This is a genomic window from Streptomyces callyspongiae (genome assembly GCF_047200695.1).
Taxonomy (GTDB): domain Bacteria; phylum Actinomycetota; class Actinomycetes; order Streptomycetales; family Streptomycetaceae; genus Streptomyces.
In genome coordinates this window covers 15491-33551 of record NZ_JBJZOM010000006.1, presented here as the reverse complement: position 1 = coordinate 33551, position 18061 = coordinate 15491, and the positions used below count along the sequence as shown (strand labels likewise).

Annotated in this window: 20 protein-coding genes; 9 read left to right on the top strand and 11 right to left on the bottom strand. The window is 73.2% G+C overall.

Going from position 1 to position 18061, the window contains the following annotated elements; translation table 11 throughout:
* Nucleotides 1-86: 86 nt before the first annotated feature.
* Complete coding sequence (locus tag ACL06G_RS07110) at nucleotides 87-599, top strand: MarR family winged helix-turn-helix transcriptional regulator (protein ID WP_412835594.1); 513 nt, start codon at nucleotides 87-89, stop codon at nucleotides 597-599.
* Nucleotides 600-605: 6 nt separating this feature from the next.
* On the opposite strand, the gene ACL06G_RS07105 is transcribed toward ACL06G_RS07110, so the two are convergent.
* The gene (locus ACL06G_RS07105) at nucleotides 606-1463 is read right to left on the bottom strand and encodes a protein phosphatase 2C domain-containing protein (RefSeq protein ID WP_412784437.1); all 858 of its coding nucleotides are present in this window, start codon (nucleotides 1461-1463) and stop codon (nucleotides 606-608) included.
* A gap of 398 nt (nucleotides 1464-1861) precedes the next feature.
* Between ACL06G_RS07105 and ACL06G_RS07100 the strand changes: the two genes are divergently transcribed.
* Genes ACL06G_RS07100 through ACL06G_RS07080 form a run of 5 tightly spaced genes read left to right on the top strand, consistent with a single transcriptional unit; the run spans nucleotide 1862 to nucleotide 7337 of the window.
* Nucleotides 1862-4576 (top strand): sensor histidine kinase, encoded by a 2715-nt coding sequence (locus ACL06G_RS07100; RefSeq protein ID WP_412835593.1) that lies wholly within the window; start codon nucleotides 1862-1864, stop codon nucleotides 4574-4576.
* Complete coding sequence (locus ACL06G_RS07095; protein WP_412784435.1) at nucleotides 4573-5070, top strand: roadblock/LC7 domain-containing protein; 498 nt, start codon at nucleotides 4573-4575, stop codon at nucleotides 5068-5070. Before ACL06G_RS07100 ends, ACL06G_RS07095 begins: the two co-directional genes overlap by 4 nt.
* Nucleotides 5067-5456, top strand: coding sequence for a DUF742 domain-containing protein (locus tag ACL06G_RS07090; protein WP_412784434.1), 390 nt, complete (start codon nucleotides 5067-5069; stop codon nucleotides 5454-5456). Before ACL06G_RS07095 ends, ACL06G_RS07090 begins: the two co-directional genes overlap by 4 nt.
* On the top strand, nucleotides 5392-6045 hold the full coding sequence (locus ACL06G_RS07085) for a GTP-binding protein (protein WP_412835648.1): 654 nt from the start codon (nucleotides 5392-5394) through the stop codon (nucleotides 6043-6045). The genes ACL06G_RS07090 and ACL06G_RS07085 overlap by 65 nt, the downstream gene beginning before the upstream one ends.
* A gap of 53 nt (nucleotides 6046-6098) precedes the next feature.
* Entirely contained in the window at nucleotides 6099-7337 is a 1239-nt protein-coding gene (locus ACL06G_RS07080; protein WP_412784432.1) for a styrene monooxygenase/indole monooxygenase family protein, read from the top strand.
* On the opposite strand, the gene ACL06G_RS07075 is transcribed toward ACL06G_RS07080, so the two are convergent.
* The 10 genes from ACL06G_RS07075 to ACL06G_RS07030 all read right to left on the bottom strand — a co-directional run bounded on the left by ACL06G_RS07075 (nucleotide 7324) and on the right by ACL06G_RS07030 (nucleotide 14094).
* Entirely contained in the window at nucleotides 7324-8082 is a 759-nt protein-coding gene (locus ACL06G_RS07075) for a hypothetical protein (RefSeq protein ID WP_412835592.1), read from the bottom strand. The two genes, ACL06G_RS07080 and ACL06G_RS07075, sit on opposite strands and share 14 nt — an antisense overlap.
* Nucleotides 8083-8254: 172 nt before the next feature.
* Complete coding sequence (locus ACL06G_RS07070) at nucleotides 8255-9127, bottom strand: protein kinase domain-containing protein (RefSeq protein WP_412784430.1); 873 nt, start codon at nucleotides 9125-9127, stop codon at nucleotides 8255-8257.
* A gap of 126 nt (nucleotides 9128-9253) precedes the next feature.
* Nucleotides 9254-9526 (bottom strand): DUF8847 domain-containing protein, encoded by a 273-nt coding sequence (locus tag ACL06G_RS07065; protein ID WP_412835591.1) that lies wholly within the window; start codon nucleotides 9524-9526, stop codon nucleotides 9254-9256.
* A 7-nt stretch (nucleotides 9527-9533) separates the two neighbouring features.
* Nucleotides 9534-10013: a redox-sensitive transcriptional activator SoxR gene (gene soxR, locus ACL06G_RS07060; RefSeq protein WP_412835590.1), complete on the bottom strand. Its 480-nt coding sequence runs from the start codon at nucleotides 10011-10013 to the stop codon at nucleotides 9534-9536.
* 33 nt (nucleotides 10014-10046) lie between these two features.
* On the bottom strand, nucleotides 10047-10811 hold the full coding sequence (locus tag ACL06G_RS07055; RefSeq protein ID WP_412835589.1) for a TetR/AcrR family transcriptional regulator: 765 nt from the start codon (nucleotides 10809-10811) through the stop codon (nucleotides 10047-10049).
* Between the two features lie 99 nt (nucleotides 10812-10910).
* The gene (locus tag ACL06G_RS07050) at nucleotides 10911-11846 is read right to left on the bottom strand and encodes an AurF N-oxygenase family protein (RefSeq protein WP_412784426.1); all 936 of its coding nucleotides are present in this window, start codon (nucleotides 11844-11846) and stop codon (nucleotides 10911-10913) included.
* Between the two features lie 209 nt (nucleotides 11847-12055).
* Nucleotides 12056-12463, bottom strand: coding sequence for an SH3 domain-containing protein (locus ACL06G_RS07045; protein WP_412784425.1), 408 nt, complete (start codon nucleotides 12461-12463; stop codon nucleotides 12056-12058).
* A gap of 177 nt (nucleotides 12464-12640) precedes the next feature.
* Complete coding sequence (locus ACL06G_RS07040; protein WP_412784424.1) at nucleotides 12641-13363, bottom strand: alpha/beta fold hydrolase; 723 nt, start codon at nucleotides 13361-13363, stop codon at nucleotides 12641-12643.
* Nucleotides 13350-13742, bottom strand: a complete 393-nt coding sequence (locus ACL06G_RS07035) for a hypothetical protein (protein ID WP_412784423.1) — start codon at nucleotides 13740-13742, stop codon at nucleotides 13350-13352. Before ACL06G_RS07035 ends, ACL06G_RS07040 begins: the two co-directional genes overlap by 14 nt.
* A gap of 154 nt (nucleotides 13743-13896) precedes the next feature.
* A complete protein-coding gene (locus ACL06G_RS07030; protein WP_412784422.1) occupies nucleotides 13897-14094 on the bottom strand; it encodes a DUF5133 domain-containing protein in 198 nt (65 codons plus the stop codon).
* 284 nt (nucleotides 14095-14378) lie between these two features.
* Between ACL06G_RS07030 and ACL06G_RS07025 the strand changes: the two genes are divergently transcribed.
* The 3 genes from ACL06G_RS07025 to ACL06G_RS07015 are packed head-to-tail and all read left to right on the top strand — an operon-like array spanning nucleotide 14379 to nucleotide 18048.
* A complete protein-coding gene (locus ACL06G_RS07025) occupies nucleotides 14379-15845 on the top strand; it encodes an aldehyde dehydrogenase family protein (RefSeq protein ID WP_412784421.1) in 1467 nt (488 codons plus the stop codon).
* 5 nt (nucleotides 15846-15850) lie between these two features.
* Nucleotides 15851-17392 (top strand): GMC family oxidoreductase, encoded by a 1542-nt coding sequence (locus ACL06G_RS07020; RefSeq protein WP_412784420.1) that lies wholly within the window; start codon nucleotides 15851-15853, stop codon nucleotides 17390-17392.
* On the top strand, nucleotides 17389-18048 hold the full coding sequence (locus ACL06G_RS07015) for a dienelactone hydrolase family protein (RefSeq protein WP_412784419.1): 660 nt from the start codon (nucleotides 17389-17391) through the stop codon (nucleotides 18046-18048). Before ACL06G_RS07020 ends, ACL06G_RS07015 begins: the two co-directional genes overlap by 4 nt.
* The last annotated feature ends 13 nt before the right edge of the window (nucleotides 18049-18061 follow it).

The following is an 18061-nucleotide window of genomic DNA, read 5'->3' as shown; positions in this document are numbered from 1 at the left end:
AGTTTCGCGCCCGAGCGGCGCGCCGGGAAGGTGCGACGCACGTCGCCGTTGGTCCAGTCCTGAGGAATACTGGCCGAGCTGGAACGATGTGGATCGTCGGCGGAAAACTTTCACCGCGAGGGAACCGAAGAAGAGGCCGCGACGTGCACGAGCCCCACGGCGAGGTGGAGGACTTCGCCCCCGAATATCTGGAACTCGAAAGGGAGTTGGCCGTCTTCTTCCGTCGCGCCCGAGCCGCCTCGGGAGAGATGGCGCGCGAGGTGCATCCGGATCTCGAGCCCGCGGCCTACGGACTGCTCCTGCGGCTGGAGAGCGCGGGCCCGCAGCGCGCGACAGCCCTCGCCGCCTACTTCGGAGTCGGCAAGGGCACCATGAGCCGGCAGCTCCGTGCCCTGGAGGCGCTGCGGCTCGTCCACCGCGAGCCCGACCCGGAGGATGGCCGCGCCTCCCTGGTGCGGCTCACCCGGGACGGCCGGGAGCGCTTCAGCCGGGTGCGGGAGGCGCGGCGCGCCGAGTACGCACGCCGGCTGGCCGCCTGGAGCCCCGGCGAGATCGCCGAACTGGCCCGGCTGCTGCACCGGTTCAACACCCTGTCGTAGCGCGGACTACGGGCCGGGCTCGACGAGCACCGCCGTGGCGTCGTCGTGCCGCTTGCCCCGCGGGAAGGCCGTGCCGTCGGGGTCGGCGCGTTCCGCCGCCCGCACCTGGGCGAGGAGGCCGGAGGGACTCTCGGCGCGGGCGAGGGCCAGCAGTTCGCTCCAGTCGCCGAGCGCGAAGGTGTCCGTCCAGCGCGAAGCTCCGTCGGTCAGTGCCAGAAGTGCCCGCACGTCCTCCCGCGGCGCGGTGCCGGCCACGGCGAGGGCGGCCACGGCGGGGTCCGCGGCCGCGGTGTGGAACCCGGCGCCGTCCGGTGCGTTGCGCAGTGCCTCCACCGCCAGGGCGTGGTCCGCGGCGGCCCGGGCGCGCGCCGCGGAGCCGCGGGGTAGGGCGCGTGCCCGCTCCCTCAGGGCCGTCACCTCCGGCGGGAGTTGGTCGAGCCGGGTGTCCCGGACGGCGCGCACGCCGCCGTCCGCGGCTTGCAGGAGCAGTACCGAGTCCGACAGGACCAGGTACTCCACGACGGTGTCGTCCCAGCGCGCCGCGGCGACGGTCGCCTGGGGAGTCCGCGGGTGAGAAAGGTCACAGGTTTCGGCGTGCGCGCTCCCGGTACGCGCGAGGGCCGAGGACAGGCACTCGGGGAGCGTCATGTCCCGGTGCGAAGCGGACAGTTCGAGCATCGATCCGCCGAGGTGTGTGACGAACCAGGGCACACCGTGCACGCATCCGTCGTCCCCCGCGGGGGGTGTGACGCCGTCGAGTACGACCAGCGCGCCCCCGCTGCCGGAGGCGGGAACGCTCAGGGAGGCGTGGTCCTCGTTCGGTCTTCCCGCGGTCCCCGGCTCGGTGGCTGTCTCGGCGCGCATGCCGCCAGTCTGCCGCAGTCCCCGGGTCAGGCCGTCGGGGCGAACACCGAACGCCTCCGCTGTGGAGATCGTGTGACGGCCCGTCCGTCCGTGGTCGGGAATCTCCGGAATCTGCCGTTCCGTGCCTGCGGCGGCGTGGCATATTGCCAGCCCCGGGCGAGGATTTCCACCCCCGCCCACGAGCGCGGACCGGCACCCGGCGCCACGGGAGTTGTCTGCGACCGGGGACTGATGTTCACTCCTTCAGGTGGCGCGGCGGGGGATCCACCTCCACCCGTGAAAGGCACTGCGAGGGTCGTACGCCGTGAACGGTGCGCGGCCCGCCCTGTGCCGCCACGACCAGGCCTGTCGCCTCCCGGCCGTCGCCGGGCCAGGCGGGATCGAGATTGCGAGCACGGGTGCGGACGAAGCGACTGCGGAAACCTGGCGAATCCGAGACCGACCCGTCGGCGCAGCCGCTGCGCCGGACGCGCGTGCGCAACCGACTGCTGGTCTCCGTCGCCCTGTGCTCCGTGGCCGTACTGACGGCCGGGGCGCCCGGCGTCGTGGACTCCTCCGACGCGTTGAACGGAAGCCAGCAGGCCGTCGAGCGCGCCACGCTGCACCAGCGCGCCATCGCCCTGGCCCATTCGCTCTCCGACGAACGCGACGACATGGTCGCGTTCGTGGCGGACGGCCGCCGGGACGAGGAGGAAGCCGGCGCCACCCCCGCCGGCGACGCGCAACGTGCCCGGGTCGACCGGCAGGTCACCGACGTCCTCGCCTCCGACGCCGTGACGCCCCCGTTGCGGCAGGCGCTGGAAGCGCTTCCCGCGACCCGCCAGGAGGCACTGTCGCGCAACAGCACGCCCTACGGCGCCTTCCAGGCGTACAGCGCCGTCATCGGGCAGCTGCACGACGTCTCCCGCAGCGTCGCCCGCGGACTTCCCGGCGAGGACGAGGCGGAAGCCCCCTCGGCGGTCGCGACCACCGAGGCCATACCCCACCTGGGGCGCGCCGTCGAACAGGCCTCGGCCACCCGGGGGTTCCTGCGCGGCGCCCTCACCGCCGACGGACCGCAGCGCAGGCTGACCGAGGCCGCCCGGCTCGCGCGGGTCCGTGAACAGGCCGCCCTGGCGGACTTCGAGCAGACGGCCGGAGCCGGTGCGGGCGAGACCTACGACAAGACCGTCACGGGCACCGACGTCGGCCTCGCCGAGAAGTACGTCGAAGCCCTCACAACCGACGGCGTCATGGGGACCGAGGACCGGTCGACGAACCGGGAACGGGTCGTCTCCGCACTCTCCGCCCGCATCGACCGCATGCGCAGCGTGCAGTCCTCGCTGGCCGCTGCCGAGGTGGACCGTCTGGAGAGCCGGCGGGACGACCGGGTCACCGCGCTGGAGCTGCGGATCGCACTCGTCGGGCTCTGCCTGCTGCTCGCCGCAGGGGTCAGCGTGCACACCGCCAGGTCGCTGTCGCGGCCGCTGTCGGTGCTCAAGCGCGGCTCGCGTCGCCTGGCGTCGTCCGTCAGGCCGAGCGAGGAGGCGCCGGTCCGCTTCACCGGCCGCAACGACGAGTTCGCCGAGGTCGTCGCCTCCCTCAACGAGCTCCGCGAGACCTCGGCCCGCCTGCACACCCGTCTCGCGGAGGTGGAGGAGGACAACGCCCGCCTGACGGCCTCCCGGGACGAGATCGCCGCGGAGCGCCGGCAGCTCCGGGAGGAATGCGAGGAGCTCCGCTGCCGGCTGGAGGCCGCGCACGGCGCCACGCACGGAACCTTCGTGCACCTCGGCCTGCGCACGCTGGGTCTGGTCGAACGCCAACTGGGCCTGCTGGAGGCGCTGGAGGCGGAGGAGTCCGACCCCGAGGAGCTGGCATCCCTCTTCAAACTGGACCACCTCGCCACGCGCATGCGGCGCGCCAGCGAGAACCTGCTGCTGCTCGCCGGCGCCGAGCACTCCGGCGGCCACCACCAGACCCCGGTACCGCTCCTGGACGTGCTGCGCGCCGCCCTCAGCGAGATCGAGCGCTACGAGCGCGTCCAGCTGTCCTCGCTGCCCCCGCACGCCCAGGTCTCCGGCTTCGCGGCCGACGACGTCAGCCACCTGGTCGCCGAACTCCTCGACAACGCGACGGCGTTCTCCGCCCCGGACGCCGACGTCACGCTCTCCGCCTGGATGCTGGAGAACGGCGAGATCATGCTCTCCGTCCAGGACAGCGGCATCGGCGTGCCCTCCGACCGCCTCACCGCACTCAACGCGCGACTCGGGGTTCCCGAGGCGCAGGACGCGCCCGGAACCCACACGGACTCCGGGGACGGGCTGGGCAACGGGTTGTACGTCGTCGCGCGGCTCGCGGCACGCCACGGCCTGCGCGTCCAGCTCAGAGAGCAGAAGGCGGGCGGAATCGCGGCCGTGGTCGTGCTTCCGCGCACCCTGCTGCCCGACCGCCCGGTGCCCGGAGCCGCCGGAACCGCCCCCGAGACCGGTGGAACCGGGCAGTACCTGCCCGGTTCGGTGGCCGAAGCCAACTCCAACGCCCTCCCGTCGCACCGGCCCCAGGACGCCGGAAGTTCGGGCACGCAGACGTCCGAAAGCGCCCCCGCGCTCCCGGTCCGCGTGCCGGGCGCAGGGACCGCCGACGCCGGCTCCGGGGCAGGCGGCGGGCAGGACCCGGCTCCCCACGTGCCGGAGTCGTTCGAGGAAGGCGGCGATCCACTGATCGCGGCCGCCGAGGCGACCGCCCGGGAGCACCGGGCGGACGAGGCCGTCCACGGCACGGGCGACGCCGCCTGGTCCGAGGCGGCCCCGGGAGCCCCGGAGGCCCCGGTGCCGGAACAGCACGCCCGGGCGGAGGACACCGCCGAGAGCACCCACGCCGTGCGCGACGATGCGCACACCGCCGCGCCGGGAATCACCGACAAGGGGCTGCCCAAGCGCACCCCCAAGCACGTCGCAACCGACGGGCCGCCCCGTCCGCACACCAGCGGCGGCGCGAACGCCGACGAGTTGCGCCGCCGGCTCGGCGGATTCCAGCGGGGGGCGCGGGACGGTCATCGCGACGCCGCCGCGGAGGTCGCGACGCAGAAGGCCGCCGGTGCAGGTGGCACGGACGAGGAGGCACAGCAGTGAACGCCCCCAGCAACGACATGCACGTCAGCCGCGCGGCGCAGAACCTGCGCTGGCTCCTGTCGAACCTCGTGGACGAGGTTCCCGGAGTGCAGTCCGTCGCCGTCGTCTCGTCCGACGGGTTGCTGCTGCTCACCTCGGACACCGAAGTCCCCGAGCGCGAGCGGGAGTCCTCGGAGAGCAACGGCAAGGGCCCCCGCGGCGCGGGCGCCGATCTCGCCACGATCGTCTCCGGTCTCGGCTCGCTCACGGTGGGCGCGTCGAAACTCATGGACGCCGGCGGCGTGAAGCAGACCATGGTGGCGATGGACGAGGGCTCGCTCTTCGTGATGTCCATCAGCGACGGCTCGCTGCTCGGCGTGCATGCCGCTCCGGACTCCGACATGAGCGTGGTGGCCTACCACATGGCCCTGTTCGTCGGACGTGCAGGACATGTTCTGACCCCCGAGATCCGGACGGAGCTGCGTAAATCGATGGAGCTGGAGATGGAGAAGTGACCTCCCACCCCTCGTTGCCGAAACGGGCGCCGGCGCGGGTGCGCCCCTATGCGTTGACCGGTGGCCGGACCCGCTACGGTCACGTGCTGCTCGTCGAGACCTTCGTCGCGGCGATCGAGGCACCGCCGGAGCGCCCCGAGCTGGTCTCGGGCGGACTGCGGGACCGGGTGATGCCCGAGATGCAGGCGATCGTCGAGATGTGCCGGCGGATGCGCACCGTCGCGGAGATCTCCGCGTTGCTCAAGATGCCGCTGGGCGTGGTGCGCGTACTGCTGAGCGACCTCGCCGACCAGGGACGGATCCGTGTGCACGGCACCGGACATGGTGCCGACCGGCCCAACCGGGCTCTGCTGGAAAGGGTGCTGGGTGGACTTCGCAAGCTCTGAACACGAGGCTTCCCGCCACGGCTGGGAGACCGACCTCACGCGAGCCCCGATCTCCACGAAGATCGTCGTCGCGGGCGGATTCGGCGTCGGGAAGACGACGTTCGTGGGGGCGATATCCGAGATCGAACCGCTGCAGACCGAGGCGGTGATGACGCAGGCCAGCGAGGACGTCGACGATCTCGACTCCACGCCGGACAAGGCCACCACCACCGTGGCCATGGACTTCGGCCGCATCACGCTCGACGCGGACCTGGTGCTGTACCTCTTCGGCACCCCCGGGCAGAAGCGCTTCTGGTTCATGTGGGACGACCTGGTGCGGGGCGCCATCGGCGCCGTGGTGATGGCCGACACCCGCAGGCTGGAGGACTGCTTCCCCGCCCTCGACTACTTCGAGAGCTGCGGCCTGCCCTATGTCGTCGCGGTGAACCACTTCGAGGGCACGAACTCCTACTCCGAGGCCGACGTCCGGGAGGCCCTGACGGTGTCCGGGTCGGTCCCTGTTGTGATCATGGATGCCCGGAAGCGGGACACCGTGCAGGAGACTCTGCTGTCACTCGTCGGCCACGCGCTGGAGCTGACACCGACCTGACCGGACGCCCCCCACACCACGTCGCACCCAGTACCACTCAGGGAGAATCCGTCATGCGGAAGATACTCATCGTCGGCGCCGGCCAGGCAGGCCTCCAGCTCGCCCTCGGCCTCCAGGGCCAGGGCTACGAGGTCACCGTGATGTCCAACAGGACCGCCGACGAGATTCGCGGCGGCCGCGTCATGTCCACCCAGTGCATGTTCCACACCGCGCTGCAGCACGAGCGGGACATCGAGGCCAACTTCTGGGAGAGCCAGACACCGCGGGTCGAGGGACTCGGGGTCTCCGTCGCGGGACCCGACGGCTCCCGCGCCATCGACTGGTTCGGGCGCCTGAAGGACGGCTACGCCCAGTCCGTGGACCAGAGAGTGAAGATGGCCGGCTGGATGGAGACGTTCGCGCAGCGCGGCGGCCAACTCGTCATCCACGGTGCCGCGGTCTCCGACCTCGACTTCTTCGCCCAGCGCTACGACCTCGTGCTGGTCGCCGCGGGCAAGGGCGAACTGGTCTCCATGTTCGCCCGCGACGCGGAGAGGTCCCCGTACGACGCTCCGCAGCGCGCGCTGGCCGTCTCGTACGTCAACGGGCTCGGTCCGCGTCCCGAGCACCCGGAGACGGAGGGCGTCCGCTGCAACCTGGTCCCGGGAGTGGGTGAACTCTTCGTGATCCCCGGCCTCACCACGTCGGGCCGCTGCGACATCCTCTTCTGGGAGGGCATCCCCGGCGGGCCGCTCGACGCCTTCCAGGGCATCAAGGACCCCAACGAGCACCTCGCGAAGACGCTGGAGCTGATGGAGCGCTTCACGCCGTGGGAGTACGCGCGGGCGACGAACGTCGAACTGACCGACGCCGGCGGCACCCTCGCGGGACGCTACGCGCCGACCGTCCGCAAGCCGATCGGCCGGCTCCCCGGCGGTGGCGCGGTCCTCGGCGTCGCGGACGTCGTGGTCGCCAACGACCCGATCACCGGGCAGGGGTCGAACTCCGCGTCGAAGTGCGCGGCGGCCTACCTCTCGGCGATCCTCGAGCACGGCGACAAGCCGTTCGACGAGGACTGGATGCAGAGCGCTTTCGACCGCTACTGGGAGACGGCCCAGTACGTCACCAAGTGGACCAACGCGATGCTGGCCCCGCCGCCGGAGCACGTCCTCAACCTGATCGGGGCCGCCGGACAGGCCCAGCCGATCGCCGACCGCTTCGCCAACGGCTTCAACGACCCGTCGGACTTCGAGAACTGGTTCTTCGACCCGGCCAAGGCCGAGGCCTACCTGGCCGAGGTCACCGCGGGCTGACGCCCCCGGCACCGAGCGTCCGCGCGCGGGCGGCGGGCCCCGAGAGGGGCGGCCCGCCGCCCGCGCGCTGCTGCTCCAGCCGCCGCAGGGCGACCAGCTGATCGGGTGTGAGGGAGGCGAGCAGCCGCTCCACCCGGCGCAGCCGGCCCAGGGCCACTCCGTGCTGCTGCTTCTTCCGGTCGGCGAGGCGCTGTTCCCGCTGCAGCGCCTTCCGCGCTTCGGCGGCGACGGCGCCGCGGTGCCGCTCCGTGCCGGCCAGCCGGCGCACCGCCGCCTGACGGCGGGCCGCCTCCCGGCGCAGCGTGTGCTCGTGGTGCAGGGCCTGCACCGGATCGTCCGCCAGCAGCACCCGCACCGTCGGCGACAGCTCCACCGCCCCGAACCGGTACCGGGCGCGTGCGAACCGGCCGGCCTCCTGCTGCTCGGCGGTCAGCCGCAGCCGGACCCGGTCGCGTCGCCTCTCCAGTTCGGCGGTGCGCTTCTGCTGGGCCCGGAGCGTACGAGCGGTGGAGCGGTACGCACGGGAGGCCGACTCCGCCTCCCGGTACAGCTTCTGCAACGCGGCCAGCAGCTCGCTCACCGGGCGGTCGGCCGCGGCGGCATGCTGCGGCGCCGCCGCGGATGCCGTTGTCGCGGGCAGGGCGGGCGGAGCCGCCGACAGCAGCAGCGCTCCGGCGGTGGCCACCGCCACCGCGCCCACCGGCCAGGCGCGTCGGTGCGGCCGGAGTGCGGTCGGTCGGGTCATGGTCCCTCACCTCCGTGGTCAGGAAGCATGGTGACCAGGCGTCAGTCCGTCGCGCGCGCCGGGCTGGTCCCAATGCCCGTCGGTGTCACCTGTTGGTGTCCCGGGGCGCGATCCCGTGCCGGGGCCGAGCGGTACGGGCCCGTACCGCGCCCGTACCGCGCCCGTGCCGTTGTCAGCGCCGGAACAGCCGGCGCCTGCCGAGGTTCTCCGCCGCCGCTGCGGCGTCCGACACCTCCCGCGCCCACGGTTGCGGGAGCCACGTCCGGACCGGGAGTTCCGCCTCGGCCGCCAGATCGAGCGCGCGTGCCAGCGGGCCGGGCGCCGGCCTGACGTCCTCCCGTGCCTGGAGGCAGGCCAGCAGGGCGGGATGCAGACCCTCGGGCACGTCGCTCAGATCGGGTGCCTGTGTGCAGGCCCGGGCCAGCGGCACGCTGAAGGGCACCCGGCCGGAGGAGGCGTAGGCGAGGAGCACGCCGAGTACGAAGACGTCGTCCGCGGGACGCGGCGACGCGCCGTCGGACAGATCGGTGACGGCCGTCCCCATCCCCGGATCGACCACCCGGGGCCGGTCGGCGGCGAGGAGGACGTTGCCCGGCGTGAGCCCGCCGTGCGCCACCCCGCTGCTGTGCAGCACCTCCAGCGCGCGGCACAGGGCGCCGCCGAGGGCCCGCACCGCGTCCTCGGGAAGCGGCCCGTGGCGTCCGACGAGGCTGCCGAGATCCGGGCCGGGAACGAAGTCGTACGCCACCCAGGGGGTCTCCCCGTCGAGTTCGCAGCCCTGCGCCGCCGCCACATAGGGGCTGCTGTGCGGTCCGCGGTACAGCGCCTCGGTGGTCTGGCGCACCAGCGCCCGCTGCTGCCGGTCGCGCAGCAGTTCCGGGCGGAGAGCGCGGACGGCTGCCCGCTCCTTGCGCGCACCGCGGTGCGGTGCGCCCCTGCCGAGGTACACGGTGCCTGCGGAGCCGGTGCCCAGTTTGCCGAGCAGACGGTACGGGCCGAGCTGAGGGGGGTCGGCGTTGCCGAGCCGGGCCATGCCTGCGATCACGTTGCGCACCCTAGACCGCGGGGGAGCGGTCGACAGCGGCTCCGGGCAGACCTGCGTCAATTCTTCGCATCTCGGCACCGTCGCGGCGCCGGGACCAGTCGGCGGGTGCCTCGGCGGGCGCCGTCCTCAGCGGCTCCGGCTCCGCCAGGGCCATGCGGGGCGCCCTGCGCCGGGCCGGGCATCGGGTTCGTGGACGTACTTCCAGGCGCGCGGCAGGCGCAGACGCGGCGTCAGCGCTGCCGGCTCCAGCCGGTAGACGTGCACGGTCCGGTTCCCCCCGTCCGCATCGGGCACCGGCACCTCGTAGGTCTTCGGCGGCCGCCCCGTCACCCCCACGAGCACGGGGAGCACCCGCCCGTCCAGCGGGCCGCCCTCGAACCGTGTGTTCTCGCTGCGCATCCGATGCTCACTCCTCTCCCGGCCCGGCGGCGGGCAGGGCCAGACGGCGGGCCCCGGGCCCCTCCTCGCCGAGGCGGTCCTGCGGGTTGGCGAGCGCGCAGACGTCGAGGGACAGGCAGCCGCAGCCGATGCAGCCGGTGAGGTGATCGCGCAGCTGCTGCATCAGCCGGATGCGCGCGTCCAGGTCCTCGCGCCAGCACGCGGAGACGCGTGCCCAGTCCTCCCGGGTGGGGGTGCGTCCCTCCGGCAGCATGCCGAGTGCGTCCCGCACGGCTGCCAGCGGCATGCCGAGGCGCTGCGCGGCACGGATGAATGCGACGCGGCGCAGAGTGTCGCGGCCGTAGCGGCGCTGGTTGCCGGCGGTGCGCCTGCTGCGGATGAGGCCTTCGCGCTCGTAGTAGCGCAGGGCGGACGCGGCGACTCCGGCACGCTCGGCGAGCTCACCGACCGTGGCCTCCTCGGCCTGCCAGGAGAGGTGACTCGACATGCCGCCAGCGTAGCGCCGCCGTTCGCCGGGAGGTCAGGCGTCCCCGGGCCCGTCCTCGCCGGGCGTGCCCCGGTCCGCCGGGGGTGCCAGCAGGTGTCCGGTGTCCGCCACCACGGGCAGCGCCCGACGCACGAGGGCCGCCACCTGCCCGTCGGGGCCCTCGCTCCGCAGGGCCCGGCGGGCCGCCCCGGCGGTCTGCGGGTCGCTCGCCGCGGTCGTCACCAGCAATGCCACCAGGTGGTCCACCAGCCAGGAGCGGAGCTCGGCCACCGGCGGCTGCTTCCCCGCGTCCAGCCAGATCAGGGAGGCTCCCTCGACCGCGGTGATCCAGGTGCGCACCATCAGCCGGAGCCGCGGGCCGGGCTCGGGGACGGCCAGGTGGCGCAGGATCTCCTCGGCGGCGGTCCGGCGTACCTCGTCGACGATCGCCGAGGTGCTGCCGGTCTCCACGACGCTGCCACCCTGCAGCAGTGCCTTGAAGCCGGTGTCGAACTCGTCGACGAAGGTCAGGTAGCGGGAGAGCGCCCGGTCGAGCCGTGCGGAGAGCGGACCGGCGGCGGGTTCGTCGAAGCACTGCTCCAACCGGTCGGCGGCGGAGCGGAGCGCCGCTTCGTACAGCTGCTGCTTCCCGCCGGGGAAGTAGCGGTACACAAGGGGCCTCGACACCCCGGCCGCGGCGGCGACGTCGTCGAGCGACACGTCCTCGGGCATGCGATGGGCGAAGAGGCCGAGCGCGGTGGCGATCAGCTGGCTGCGGCGCTGCTCGACGGTCAGTCTGCGGTACGCCGGTGCGGTCATGGGCTCGAGCGTAGCCGCTCGCCGCCGGGGCGCGGCGGGGCCGGGCGGCACGGCGGCACGGCACCGCCGGAGCGCCCGGGCGGTGGGGGAGTCGGCCGTTCAGGCGAGCAGGCCGGAACTGCGCCACAGCCGGCGGCCGACGCCGCGGAGCACTCCGATCTCGTCGAGGAAGTCGGTGAGCCGCCGGGCGCCCGTCTGCATGACCTCCCGCCGGTGCGGGCTCGCCTTCACCTGCTCCACGGCCTCCCGGCGGTCGAGGCCGACATCGGTGTACACCTGCGGGTTCACGAAGGAGACGGAGAAGATGCGGGCGGCCTCGCCCGAGGTGACGCGGGTGAGTTCCGCCTCCCAGCGCGGGCAGCGGACCATCTGGCGGCGCAGTTCCTCGCGGGCGTAGCGCACGTGGCGCGCCTCCTCCACGACGTGGATCCGGGTGACGCCGCGCACCAGTGGCTGGACGCGGTCGTCCGGGAAGGTGAGCCGCTGCATCCAGTCGAGGATCTCCTCGCCGAGCAGCGTGGCGGTGAAGGAACCGGGTGTGGTCGAGATCGTCTTCAGCAGCCGTGCCAGGTTGTGGTGCAGCCGGCTGACGGGATACGCGGGAACGCCGCTCTTGGTGATGAGGCGGGCGAACATCATCGAGTGCCGGCACTCGTCGGCGATCTCGGTGAGTGCGTAGCGTGCGTGGGCGCTGGTCAGGGGCTTGTCGTAGAGGTGCCGGACCAGCAGTTGTATGAGGATGACCTCGAACCAGATGCCGAGCGAGGCCAGCGAAGCGGCCTCGTGGCGGGCCAGGGCCAGACGCTGCTCCTCCGTCATGCGGCGCCACAGCGGGGTGTCGTACAGCGACACCAGTTCGGGCGGCCAGAACCACTTGCCCTCCTCGAAGGGGGCGTCCCAGTCGAGTTCCCGGTCCGGGTCGAAGGAGTGCTTGCGGGAGGCGTCGAGGAGGCGCTCGGCCACCTGCTCCCGGTCCTTGAGCCGGCCGAGTGCGTCGTGGAGGAGGGCGGTGCCGCTCTCTGCGGTGGACGTCATGGTGGTGGGCACCTCGCAGGTTACCGGTGGTCACACGTGAGGACATCCCTTATGAGACTGCGCGTCAGCAAGGAGGTCAATCCCTCGTGCGGCAAAAAGGCCGGTTCCCGGCGGGAGTTCGGCGCCCGGACACCACCGTGCCCCCAGGCCGCTCGGGCAACTGGGGGCACGGTGTGCTTCCGGTGCGGTCGGGAGGTCTCCCGGCTCCGTCAGCGGTGGTGGCAGTAGTGCGGGGCGGCGCCGATGTTCTTGATGTAGCGCGCCGAGGCCCACATGTAGTTGCCGTCGTAGAGCTTGTACCAGCGCGGGTTGCCGTCGATCCACTGGCCGTTGACCTTGCAGCGGATCTTGATGACCTCGCCGTACTTGAGGCTGCCGACCCACTTGTGGTGCTGGCTGGGGCCGCTGCGGACCTTCAGGCCCGTGCGAGCGATCACCTTGCCCCAGTAGACCTTGCCGTACCCGCCGAGCTTCGGCAGCGGGCTCTCGACACCGGTCTTCACCGGGGCGGCCGGGGTGGTGGTCTCGACGGCCGTCGCGGGGCCGGCGACGCTCATCGCCGCCACGGCGCCGCCCGCGACGGCCATCGCCGCCTTGCTGAACGTGGACTGAAGCACTGTGTCTCCTGTGGAGGTAGGGGCCCGGGGACCCGGGACCGCGGAACGGAGAGGAGCGAGGAGTACACACCGTGAGTGGTCTCTCACTCCCGCACAGAAAAGACGCTAAATGTCCTACTTTGTGCGCGCAACTCATCACCGTCCGTACAGGAGGTGTGGTCACTCTCGTGGCCTCCTCTACCTGAGCAGCGCCCCGCCGTTCCCCGGGGCCCGCACCGCATCGTCGGCGAGCGCCGAGGAGACCGCCTCCGGCAGCGGGCCCAGGCCCAGCAGGCCCCGCACGGTCTGCGTGGTGCGCAGGTGCCACAGACCGGCCCGCCGCAGCATCGCGTGATCGCCGCCCGCCACCGTCAGGTGGCAGCTGCCGGCCCCCGCCGCGCGGGCGCGCGCCGCGAGTTCGTACGACCCCCACGGGTCCGTCATCCGGTCCCGGTCGCCGTGCAGCAGCACCACGCGGCGCCCGCGCAACTGCTCCACCGGCTCCCCGGGCGGGCACCAGGGCGCCAGACCGACGACGGAGGTCACCCGGTCGCAACCGGCGGCCCGCAGCGCCGCGCGGCCGCCCATCGAATGGCCCACCAGCACCACGGGCACCGGCCCCGCCAGCAGCCGCAGCTCCTCCAGTGCCCGCTCGGCGTCCCGGGCCGCGTCCCCGCGGTGACCGTTCCAGCCGCGGTGGCGGTAGCGCACCGTCGCGACGACCACGTCGTGGTCCTCGGTGCCGCGGGAGATCGCCCGCACGTACGGGCGCATCCGGACTCCGGGAAGGTTCCACGGCGGCGGTGCCTCCAGGCCGTCGGCCCTGCCGCCGTGCAGCACCAGAACGGCGGCCGCCGGGGCGGCCGCCGGACGCTGCACGACCAGGGCATCGGGCCGGGCCGCCGTCTCATCCACCGTCATGGCCACCCCGGCCCTCGCTCCCGGCCAGCAGGCCCGCCACCGACAGCGCTCCCCAGCCCACCGACACCGCGACGGCCTTCAGCCGCTTGTCGCGATCCGGAAGCGTGGCACCGAGCAGGGCGGCGTCACCCAGGTCCGCGGCGATCCGCACCAGGGCGGCCGTCCGCAGCGCCGCCCCCGGCGGTGCGAGGATCAGCGCCGCGCCGCTCGCCGCGTCCCGCCAGGCCAACGGCCGCAGCGACACCCGGGTGTCGCGGGCCGACCGCCCCTGCCCATCCACCAGGCCCGACGGTTTCGCCAGCAGATCCGGCCACCCGGCCACCGCGACTCCGTACACTGCCGTCGCCGCTCCCACGGTCCGCAACAGCCCGACCCGCATCCGCCACTCTCCTCACGACTCGTGATCCGCGCGGTTCACCGCCCGCACCGTCTCTTCGGAACCGGGGCCCGCCTCGGATGGCACCGCCCGCACCTCCGCGAGGGGCGCGACGGCGCCCGCCGCACGTCGCGAGGGGCGCCGCCGGGAGCGCCGATCAGGACGCAGCGGTGATGCGTTCCCGGGCCCGTGCCAGTGCCTGCTCCACCGAGCGGGTGCCGGTGGACACACAGAGCGTGTACGAGACGTCCTCGAGATCCCGCTGCCGCTGTTGCCGGGGCGATCCGGTTCCGGCCAGCAGTTCCTCGTAGCGCTGCACCAGCTCCCGCAGAAACGCCGGGTGTGCCATCAGCATGATTCCGCTCCTTGCGCAGGCGGGCCCCTGAACGGGCGTGGCGGCGGGCGGCTGCTCGTGGCGCCGCCCCGACGCGGGGGCGAGGCGGGAAACCCGTGATCCCCGTCTCCGCGCGTCTCCCCGCATCATGGGGCAGAACCCCGGCCCAGGCCCGTTGATCTCGTGCCGGCGCCGCGTGTGTCCGGCGGGGCCGCACCGTCGCCCACTCGGCGCTGCCGAGTGGTCCCGGCTCCGCGCCCGCCCGACAGTGGGGAGGACAGCGTACGGACGGAGGGAGCGGCCACGTGCCCGAGCTCTACATCGACGGCGAATGGGTGCCGGCACGGGCCGGCGGCCGGCGCGAGGTCGTCAACCCCTTCGACGCCACCGTGCTGGCCACCGTGGACGACGCCGACGAGACGGACGTCGACCGTGCCGTGCGTGCCGCGCGCCGCGCCTTCGACGGCGGCGAGTGGTCCGGAGCCCCCACGCGGGCCCGCGCCGACGTGCTGCACCGCATGGCACGGCTGCTCCTCCGCGACCGCGAGGAGATCGCCCGGACCGAGACGCTGGACACCGGCAAGACGCTCGCCGAGGCCCGTATCGACGTGGCGGACGTCTCCGACGCCTTCCGGTACTTCGCCGAGATCGCGGACAAGGACGGCGGGCGGGTCCTCGACGTCGGCAAGGACGTGCTGAGCCGGGTCGTCCACGAACCCGTCGGCGTGTGCGCGCTGATCACCCCGTGGAACTACCCGCTGCTGCAGGCCTCCTGGAAGATCGCACCCGCCCTCGCGGCGGGCAACACCTTCGTCCTCAAACCCAGCGAGACCACTCCGCTCAGCACCGTGCGGATGGTGCGGCTGCTGGTGGAGGCCGGGGTTCCTCCGGGCGTCGCGAACCTCGTGCTCGGCCCGGGGGACGAGGTCGGCGCCGCCCTGACCTCCCACCCGGAGGTCGACCTGGTCTCCTTCACGGGCGGTCTGGCGACCGGACGCCGCATCATGACGGCCTGCGCCGAAGGTGTGCGGACCGTGGCCCTCGAACTCGGCGGGAAGAACCCCAACGTCGTCTTCGACGACTGCGACGTCGATGCGGCACTCGACTATGCCCTCGACGGAGCGTTCCTCCACTCCGGTCAGGTCTGCTCCGCCGGCTCCCGGCTCATCGTCCAGGACGGCATCCACGACCGGTTCGTGGAGAGCCTGGCGGACCGGGCGGCGCGGATCCGGCTCGGCGACGGGCTGCTGCCGGAGACGGAGAGCGGTCCTCTCAGCTCCGCCGGGCACCGCGCCGAGGTCGAGGAGTACCTCGCCATCGGCCGGGCGGAGGGAGCCCGCCTCGTGACCGGCGGAAAGCGGCCCGACGCACCGGAGTTGAGTCGCGGCTACTTCCTCCGGCCAACCGTGTTCGCCGACTGCGACCGTTCCATGCGCATCGTGCAGGAGGAAGTCTTCGGCCCCGTCGTCACCGTCGAACGCTTCCGCACCGAGGACGAGGCCGTGGAGCTCGCCAACGACACCCGCTACGGGCTGGCGGGCGGGCTGTGGACGTCCGAGGCGAGCCGCGCGCAGCGTGTGGCGGGTCGCCTGCGCCACGGCACGGTCTGGATCAACGACTTCCACCCGTACGTGCCGCAGGCCGAGTGGGGCGGCTTCGGCCGGTCCGGCATCGGCCGCGAACTGGGCCCGGCCGGGCTGCGGGAGTACCAGGAGACCAAGCACATCTACCAGAATCTGGCGCCGGCTCCCTCCGGCTGGTTCAAGGGGTGAACGGCATGGACGAGGAGCGGGCGTACGACTACGTCGTCGTCGGCGGCGGCACGGCCGGATCCGTGCTGGCGGCCCGGCTGACCGAGAACCCGGACGTGCGGGTCTGCGTCGTCGAGGGCGGCCCCAGCGACGTGGGCGACGAGCGCATCCTGCGCCTGCGCAACTGGATCAACCTGCTGGACTCCGAGTTCGACTACGGTTACACCACCGAGGAACAGCCGCGCGGCAACTCGCACATCCTGCACTCCCGGGCACGGGTGCTCGGTGGCTGCTCCTCCCACAACACCCTGATCAGCTTCCTGCCGCTGCCGCAGGACCTGGACGACTGGGTGGTGCGGGGCTGCGACGGCTGGGGGCCGGACGACCTGCTGCCCTACCGCTCCAGGCTCCGCAACACCATCGCGCCGGTCGCCGAGGCCGACCGGAACCCCGCGGCGAAGGACTTCGTCGCCGCCGCGGCGGCGGCACTGGACGTGCCCGTGGTCGAGGACTTCAACGCCCGGCCGTTCCACGAGGGTGCCGGCTTCTTCTCGGTGGCCTACGACCCCGAATCCGGGCACCGCTCCTCCGCCTCGGTCGCGTACCTCCACCCGGTGCTCGGCCGGCCCAACCTGACCCTGATGCTGGAGACCTGGGCGTACCGGCTGCTGCCCGACGCGGCCGGCCGGCTGACACGGGTCCGGGTACGACGGGCCGATGGCTCCACGACGGTCCTCCGCGCGGAGCGCGAGATGCTGCTGTGCGCCGGCGCGGTCGACACCCCCCGGCTGCTGATGCTCTCCGGCGTGGGGCCCGCACAGGAACTGCGGCGGCACGGCATCGACGTGGTCGCCGACCTCCCCGGCGTCGGCGAGAACCTCCTCGACCACCCCGAGTCGGTGATCGTCTGGGAGACGCGCGGCCCCCTCCCGCCCAACTCCGCCATGGACTCCGATGCCGGACTCCTGCTGCGCCGCGAGGCCGGTGCGGAACGCCCGGACCTGATGTTCCACTTCTACCAGGTGCCGTTCACCGTCAACACCGAGCGACTCGGCTACCCGGTTCCCGAGTTCGGCGTCTGCATGACGCCGAACGTCCCGCGCGCCCGCTCGGTGGGCCGCATGTGGCTGCGCAGCGCGGACCCCGACGACAAGCCCGCCCTGGACTTCCGCTACTTCACCGATCCGGAGGGCTACGACGAGCGGACGATCGTCGACGGCCTGCGGATCGCGCGGCAGGTGGCGGCCGCGGAACCGCTGAAGTCCTGGCTGGTGCGGGAAGTGGCGCCCGGACCGGACGTGGCGACCGACCGCGACCTGTCCGAGTACGGGCGCCGCGTCGCCCACACCGTCTACCACCCCGCGGGCACGTGCCGGATGGGTGCCGCCGAGGACGCCTGGGCCGTGCTCGATCCGGCCCTGCGGGTGCGCGGGGTGGACGGGCTGCGTGTCGTGGACGCCTCCGTGTTTCCGACGATGCCGACGATCAACCCCATGGTCACTGTGCTGCTGGTCGCCGAACGTGCGGCGGACCTGCTGACCGGGAACGCGGCGGAGGGCCCGGCGTGACGCCCGGCGATGACGGAGCCCCGGTCGGCATCGACACCGGCGACGCGGACCTCGCCGGGGACCTGGTCGTGCCCGGCGGAGCCCGCGGCGTGGTCGCCTTCGCCCACGGCAGCGGCAGTTCGCGGCACAGTCCCCGCAACCGTGCCGTCGCGGGCGTGCTGCAGGACTCGGGACTCGCGACGCTGCTGTTCGACCTCCTGACGGCCGACGAGGAGCGCGAGGACGCCGTCACCGCCGGACTGCGCTTCGACATCCCGTTCCTCACCGGTCGACTGGTCGCGGCCGTCGACTGGCTGACGCGCAACGAGGACGTCGGCCACCTTCCGCTCGGCCTCTTCGGCGCCAGTACCGGCGCCGCCGCCGCGCTCGTGGCCGCCGCCTCACGCCCCGGCACGGTGCGGGCCGTGGTCTCCCGCGGCGGGCGCCCCGACCTCGCGGGGGAGGCACTGGAGCGGGTGACCGCACCGGTCCTGCTGGTCGTGGGTGGCCTCGACCAGCAGGTGCTCCGGCTCAACCGGCAGGCGGGGGAGGCCCTTGCCGGCCCGCACACGATCCAGGTGGTGCCGGGCGCCACCCACCTGTTCGAGGAGCCGGGCACCCTGGACCTGGCCGCGGCTGCCGCCTGCGACTGGTTCGTCGACCACCTCACCCGCTGAGTCGGGGAGGCCT